Annotated in this window: 1 protein-coding gene; it reads right to left on the bottom strand. The window is 59.1% G+C overall.

From position 1 onward, the window contains the following. On the bottom strand, positions 1-389 hold a 389-nt coding region (locus tag EN857_RS35065), incomplete at both ends, for a hypothetical protein (protein WP_189522828.1).

Here is a 389-nt window from a genome sequence, read left to right as displayed (position 1 = left end):
GCCGCCGCCTCATGGCCTACCTTCGCTAGATTGAGGATCTTGTCGCCGGTTTCCTGCAGAGCCGGGTTCTGCGCCGTGATATCGCGTACGCCCTTCGCCAATTCGTCGTAGTCGAAGTCCTTCGAGAACGCGCTGATAGGACCATTGAAGGCTGAAAACTGCGAGCGAGCCTGGTAAAAGCCGGCCTGATGGTAGCCGGGCACAACGAAGCGGGCGAGGTCATTAAGGACGTCGATGTCTTCGGAACGTGCAGCCGTGCTAAGATCGCGCTGACCTTGCCGAGCGGCGGCACCCGCATAGATGCCGCGCGACTTGTTGTAGTTGTCAGCGCTGATCTTTGCGAGATCATAGGCGCTCGCCACATCAAGAATGGCCTGCCGCTGTTCCTT

Source organism: Mesorhizobium sp. M4B.F.Ca.ET.214.01.1.1, assembly GCF_004791545.1.
Taxonomy (GTDB): domain Bacteria; phylum Pseudomonadota; class Alphaproteobacteria; order Rhizobiales; family Rhizobiaceae; genus Mesorhizobium; species Mesorhizobium abyssinicae.
This window is presented reverse-complemented; position numbering and strand designations above follow the sequence as displayed.